Below are 6554 nucleotides of genomic sequence, written 5' to 3'. Positions count from 1 at the left end.
AGCCCGCCCCCACTGCGCCGGCTCCGGCCCCCACGCCGCAGCCGGAGACCACCGGGGAGGCCCTGGACGGAGCCCCCCAGGCCCCCACCGGGACGGATGCGGGCGGTGTGGTTCCAACCCCTCCGTAGGGCCCTTTCTGACCGTCCACGGTGGATTCCAGGAGGCCCACACTCCACGTTCCTGAGCGGGGTCACCGAGTGTTCACGGAATGACTGCGAGATCGACTCGGAGATCGATCATAGATTGCACGGGCCATGCCGGGCTGAGCACTAGATCTCGCGTTGACAGGTTGGGTACCCCCCCATAGCTTGTGGCTGGTCGATGGCGCCCCACCAGCCGATGTGGCTGGGAGCGGGGAAGAGGAGGGACTGTGGGTTTCTTGCTTACAACGTCGGTCTGGCCCATAAATCCCCCCAGACACACCGTCGACTCCAGTCGCTAGTCCCGTCCCGCCGGAACGGGACTCACCTGAACAATTTTCCAGTAACGTGGTGGGGAAGTCCGCTTCCCTGGACAGGCCTCGTGTCTGCCCGAAGCGCCCTGCTTTTGTCTGGAGTGAGCCGCTCGTGAACTTCGATACGCCCGTGAAGCCGTCCGCCAACATGTCTGTCCCGCCCGTCACCTCCGGTCCGTCCACGCCGGCGACGACGACAGCGCCGACGGGCGCCGCTGCCTCGGGCGCGGTTGCTTCCGAGCCCACGGCGGGCGACTTCAGCGCCACCTCCATGCGGGTGCGTAAGCGCAACGGCGGCACGGAGACGGTAGACCTCAACAAGATTGTGCGCGCCGTGGGCCGCTCCTGCGTGGGCCTGCCCCGCGTGGACGCGATGCGCGTGGCCACGAAGACCATCTCCGGCCTGTATGACGGCGCGACGACGCGCGAGCTGGACAGCCTCTCCATCCAGACGGCCGCCGCCCTCATCGTGGAGGAGCCCGAGTACGGCCGCCTCTCCGCGCGCCTGCTGGCCACCTTCATCCAGAAGGAGGTCAGCAACCAGGACATCCACTCCTTCAGCCAGTCCGTCGCCGCGGGCCACAAGCACGGTCTCATCGCGGACCGCCTGCTCCAGTTCGTCCAGGCCAACGCGCGCAAGCTCAACGCGGCCATCGACCCGTCGCGCAACGACCTCTTCGAGTACTTCGGCCTGCGCACCGTCTACGACCGGTACCTGCTGAAGAACCCGCAGACGCGCGAGGTGCTGGAGACGCCGCAGGAGTTCTTCCTCCGCGTGGCCAGCGCGCTCAGCGGCGACAATGTGAATGAGGCCATCGAGCTGTACCGGCTGTTCAGCTCGCTGGAGTACCTGCCCAGCTCCCCCACCCTGTTCAACTCGGGCACGCGCCACGAGCAGCTGTCGAGCTGCTTCCTGCTGGACTCGCCCGCGGACGAGCTGGACGCCATCTACAAGAAGTATTCGGACATCGCGATGCTGTCGAAGTTCTCCGGCGGCATCGGCGTGGCGTACCACCGGGTGCGCGCGCGCGGCTCGCTCATCAAGTCCACCAACGGGCACTCCAACGGCATCGTCCCCTGGCTGAAGACGCTGGACGCCTCCGTGGCGGCGGTGAACCAGGGCGGCAAGCGCAAGGGCGCGTGCTGTGTGTACCTGGAGACGTGGCACGCGGACATCGAGGACTTCCTCGAGCTGCGTGAGAACACCGGCGACGACGCGCGCCGCACGCACAACCTGAACCTGGCCAACTGGGTGCCGGACCTCTTCATGAAGCGCGTGGAGGCGGACGGCGACTGGAGCCTGTTCGACCCGAAGTCCGTCCCCCACCTCACGGACCTGTACGGTGACGCCTTCGAGCAGGCCTACGCGAAGGCCGAGGCCGACGGCCTGGCCATGCGCAAGGTGAAGGCGCGTGACCTCTACGCCCGGATGATGAAGTGCCTGGCGCAGACGGGTAACGGCTGGATGACCTTCAAGGACATCAGCAACCGCAAGAGCAACCAGACGGGCAAGGCGGGCAACGTCATTCACCTGTCCAACCTGTGCACCGAAATCCTGGAGGTGACGAGCCAGGGTGAGACGGCGGTGTGCAACCTGGGCTCGCTGAACCTGAGCCGGATGCTGGTGGACGGGAAGTTCGACTTCGAGCGGCTGCGCGCCAACGCCCAGCTCGCGATGCGGCAGCTCGACCGCGTCATCGACCTGAACTACTACCCCATCCCCACGGCGGCTTCGTCCAACAAGCGCTGGCGCCCGGTGGGCCTGGGCCTGATGGGGCTCCAGGACGTCTTCTTCCAGCTCAAGCTGGCCTTCGACTCGGCGGAGGCGCGTGCGCTCTCCAAGAAGATTTCGGAGGAGATCTACTTCGCGGCGCTGACCACGTCCTGCGAGCTGGCCGAGCAGTACGGCGCCCACGAGTCCTTCGCGGAGACGCGGGCGGCCAAGGGCGAGCTCCAGTTCGACCACTGGGGCGTGGTGCCCGAGGACACGGCGCGCTGGGACGCGCTGCGCCAGCGCATCATGAAGCACGGCCTGCGCAACTCGCTGATGATTGCCATTGCCCCCACGGCGACGATTGCGTCCATCGTGGGCTGCTACGAGTGCATCGAGCCGCAGGTGTCCAACCTGTTCAAGCGCGAGACGCTGTCGGGTGACTTCCTCCAGGTGAACCGCTACCTGGTACGCGACCTCCAGGCGCTGGGGCTGTGGAACGAGAACATCCGCAACCGCATCAAGATGGCGGAAGGCAGCGTCCAGGACATCACGGAGCTGCCGGAGAACCTGCGCGCGGTGTACCGCACGGCGTGGGAGCTGCCGATGCGCTCGCTGCTGGACATGGGCGCGGACCGCGGCGCGTTCATCGACCAGAGCCAGTCGCTCAACCTCTTCGTGGAGACGCCGAACATCGGGAAGCTGTCCTCGATGTACTTCTACGCGTGGCAGAAGGGCCTGAAGACCACCTACTACCTGCGCTCGCGTCCGGCGACGCGGATTGCCAAGGCCACGGTGGGCGCGGGTGGTGGCGCCAGCATGGCGTCGGCGGCCCCTGCCCCGGTGGCGAAGGCGACCGAGGCCGAGGCGGTGGCCTGCTCGCTGGAGAACCCGGAGGCGTGCGAGGCCTGCCAGTAGGTCTGGGACGTTGGCGGTTTCGCTTTTTGAAGAACGACTGAGACACCGCGCCGCAGCGCGAGGAGCACGGAAGCAATGCTGTTGAACCCTGGCCTGAATCTCACGCTGCGCCCGATGGCGTATCCGCAGTTCTTCGAGATGTACCGGAACGCCATCAAGAACACCTGGACCGTGGAGGAGGTCGACTTCTCCACGGACCTGGTGGACCTGCGCTCGAAGATGACGGACGCGGAGCGCCACCTCATCCACCGGCTGGTGGCGTTCTTCGCGACGGGTGACAGCATCGTCGGCAACAACCTGGTGCTGAACCTCTACAAGCACCTGAACGCCCCTGAGGCGCGGATGTACCTGTCGCGCCAGCTCTACGAGGAGGCGCTGCACGTCCAGTTCTACCTGACGCTGCTGGACACCTACGTGCCGGACCCGGCGGAGCGGGCGATGGCCTTCGCGGCCGTCGACAACATCCCCTCCATCCAGCGCAAGGCGCAGTTCTGCATGAAGTGGATGGACAGCATCCAGGGGCTGGACACGCTGCAGACGAAGGCGCACCGGCGGCAGTTCCTGCTGAACCTCATCTGCTTCGCGGGCTGCATTGAAGGCCTCTTCTTCTTCGCGGCCTTCGCCTACGTGTACTTCCTGCGCAGCAAGGGCCTGTTGAACGGCCTGGCGGCGGGCACCAACTGGGTGTTCCGGGACGAGAGCGCGCACATGGGGTTCGCGTTCGAGGCCATCCAGGTGGCACGCAAGGAGGAGCCGGACCTCTTCGACGCGCAGATGGAGCGCGACGTGGTGGCAATGCTCCGCGAGGCCGTGGAGTGCGAGACGCAGTTCGCCCAGGACCTGCTGAGCGGCGGAGTGATGGGCCTGTCCGTACAGGACATGCGCGGCTACCTGGAGTACGTGGCGGACCAGCGGCTCCAGATGCTGGGCATGACGCCGGTGTTCGGCACGAAGAACCCACTGCACTTCATGGACCTGCAGGACGTGCAGGAGCTCACGAACTTCTTCGAGCGCCGCGTGTCGTCGTACCAGGTGGCCGTGGGTGTTGGTGCGGCCACGGACGTCGTGCTCGACGCGGCGTTCTGAGTGGCTGTGCGCTGTGTCCCGGGGCGCGGTTTCAGGCGCCCCGGTTGAGGTCAGCGCGCGGTTCAGTCGCGGTTCTGTAGCGAGGCCCTCTCGGCGGCCTCAAGCCTCATGGCCTGCGTTCCTTCCTCGGTGAGCGCGATGGTGAATGGGCCCAACACGACAATTTCGGGCTTGGCCCCTGCTGCGATGGCTACGTCGAGCTTATCCAGCAGCACGCTCCGGTTGATGATCGCGTCGAGCTGATCTTCGCTGAGACCCCGACCGTCGAGAGTGCGCTTCGCAAGGCGGCTCGCCTCAAGCCAGAGCGGGTCCTGGGCCAGTACGACGTCATATGTCGCCGAGCCGTTCCACTCGACGAACTGAACCGACTCTGGGACCTTCGCGCCAACGTTCGTAGCGCAGGCTGCGCCAAAAGCCTCAGGGATGTAGGCCACGAGCTTTTCTGCCTCAAGCAGCGATGCACCTTGAGCTTGAATCTCACGCTGAATGACGTCGACCGGCTGGTCTGCATGCTCAACGAAAGTCGCGACCGCCCTGCTCACATCGACGCCGCCCTGGAGGACCAGGAACAGGCGGTTACTGAGTAGCCCCTGAGCCCGAGGCCAGGGAGCCCTCTCAAGTCCCGCCTTGAGTTCTGGCCACTCTTCGTTGTCGAGCAGGACTTCAAGGGCCAGAATCCGCGCATCAAGCTGCGCGAAATAGATTCGCACCCAGTGGGTCCCTGGAGCGAGCGGCAGTGACTTGACAGCATCTTCGAACAACGTGAGCCAGGCAGGCTCCGGGACATCCGAGGGGTTCGAACTGAGCGCCACAACCTCGCCGAGGAACACCTGTCGGGCGCTACCGCCAACACCCCACTCCTCTACTTGAATGTACTCACTGCCGACATTCAGGAATGCACTCAACAGGACGTGAAGCGAGCTCCTCGAGAAGCTCTCAATCACGTTCCGCTGGGCATCATCTCTTGAGTCCCCCTGACAGCTGAACGACTCGGTAATCACCCTGCCCGGCCATAACTCGAACACCACGTCCAGCCGGACAGACCGCTCAGTGTTAGCGTTTGGCCTGTAGATGTACCACCCCTGCACACGGGGCCCCGACTCGCCAAGTCGAAGCCACTCTCCCTCGACATGACATGGGACATCGTGAGCTTCGAGCAAGTCGCGCAACGACTCAGTGGCGGAGATGACTTCCATATCGGGCACGGGAAGCATAGCGCGAACTCGGCATGCGATGGTGAGCGAAGCTCCAATCTCAGCGTGACGCACGCGTTGGCCTTCATCCTGAGCAGCCAGGAGCCTCCTTGTAATTTCAGCCTCTCACGCTACGGTCGGAGGCAGAGCAGGCGGCAAGCTCCCTCGGAGAGGACACAGGTTGGGAGCCACACCCCTCCATCCAGTCTGAAGCTCGTGACGGCCACCAGGGACGAGCGTCCCCCCTGTGTCAGGGAAGTTGTCGCCTCGGCGGACGTGCCGAGCGGATGACGCCTTGGGGGCGAGCGCAGGCGGTTGCGGTGCCGTACACAGACGCATTCAAGACGCAGATGGTGAAGCGGATGATGGGCCCGAACGCGGTGAGTGCCGCGACACTGGCCCGTCAGGTAGGGGTGTCCCAGCCGACGTTGTCGCAGTGGTTGAGGGCGGCGAATAGGGTAGCGGCCATGACGCCCCCGTCCGAAGAGAAGAAGCCCGCTGCCTCCCCCGTGCCGAAGAAGTGGACGCCCGAGGAGAAGCTGCGCGTGCTGGTGGCGGCCCAGGAGCTCAAAGGCGAGGAGTTGGGGGCGCTGCTGCGTGGAGAGGGGCTGCATGAGGCGCAGCTGAGGGAGTGGCAGCAGACGGCCGCGGGTGCGCTCTCAGGCACGGCGAGCGAGCCGCTGCCGGCCAAGGAGCGCAAGCGCCTGGCCGCCGCCGAGAAGCGGGTGAAGGAACTCGAGCGGGAGCTGCATCGCAAGGAGAAGGCGCTGGCGGAGGCGGCGGCGCTGCTGGTGCTCGAAAAAAAACTTCAGGCGATGGGTTGGGACGAGAGGCACCTGGCAGACGAGGACGACGCAGCGGACGAGAAGAGCGAGAAATGACGCTCGCCCACGTCGACGAGGCCCTGGAGAAGGGCGTGCGCCTGGAGGCCATCTGCGAGCGGCTCGGGGTGGCCCCGCGCACCATCCAGCGCTGGAGGAAGCCAGCGACGTCCGAGGACCGGCGGTGCGGTCCGTATACCCGGCCCGCCAACCAACTCTCCGAGGTGGAGCGACGCCGCATCCTCCCCCTGTGTCAGGGAAGTTGTCGCCTCGGCTGACCGGCCGAGCTGACCACCCCGGGGGCGAGTACAGGCAGGTAGCTGTGTCGTACACGGATGCATTCAAGGCGGAGATGGTGAAGCGGATGGTGG

Annotated in this window: 5 protein-coding genes; 4 read left to right on the top strand and 1 reads right to left on the bottom strand. The window is 65.6% G+C overall.

Annotated features, from left to right (window positions below):
* Positions 1-566: 566 nt before the first annotated feature.
* On the top strand, positions 567-3083 hold the full coding sequence (locus tag HNV26_RS36440; RefSeq protein WP_171445459.1) for a ribonucleoside-diphosphate reductase subunit alpha: 2517 nt from the start codon (positions 567-569) through the stop codon (positions 3081-3083).
* 75 nt (positions 3084-3158) lie between these two features.
* Positions 3159-4169, top strand: a complete 1011-nt coding sequence (locus tag HNV26_RS36435) for a ribonucleotide-diphosphate reductase subunit beta (protein ID WP_171445460.1) — start codon at positions 3159-3161, stop codon at positions 4167-4169.
* Between the two features lie 62 nt (positions 4170-4231).
* On the opposite strand, the gene HNV26_RS36430 is transcribed toward HNV26_RS36435, so the two are convergent.
* On the bottom strand, positions 4232-5365 hold the full coding sequence (locus HNV26_RS36430) for a DUF6348 family protein (protein WP_171445461.1): 1134 nt from the start codon (positions 5363-5365) through the stop codon (positions 4232-4234).
* 317 nt (positions 5366-5682) lie between these two features.
* Here HNV26_RS36430 and HNV26_RS36425 point away from each other — a divergent pair, with 317 nt between their 5' ends.
* Together HNV26_RS36425 and HNV26_RS36420 are read left to right on the top strand one after the other, a co-directional pair.
* Positions 5683-6243 (top strand): transposase, encoded by a 561-nt coding sequence (locus HNV26_RS36425; protein ID WP_216613065.1) that lies wholly within the window; start codon positions 5683-5685, stop codon positions 6241-6243.
* The gene (locus HNV26_RS36420; RefSeq protein ID WP_171445462.1) at positions 6240-6461 is read left to right on the top strand and encodes a helix-turn-helix domain-containing protein; all 222 of its coding nucleotides are present in this window, start codon (positions 6240-6242) and stop codon (positions 6459-6461) included. Before HNV26_RS36425 ends, HNV26_RS36420 begins: the two co-directional genes overlap by 4 nt.
* The last annotated feature ends 93 nt before the right edge of the window (positions 6462-6554 follow it).

The organism is Myxococcus xanthus, from assembly GCF_013116825.1.
In the GTDB taxonomy this organism is placed as follows: domain Bacteria; phylum Myxococcota; class Myxococcia; order Myxococcales; family Myxococcaceae; genus Myxococcus; species Myxococcus xanthus_B.
The sequence above is the reverse complement of the archived record's forward strand: the minus strand, read 5'-3'. Positions and strand labels throughout refer to the sequence as shown.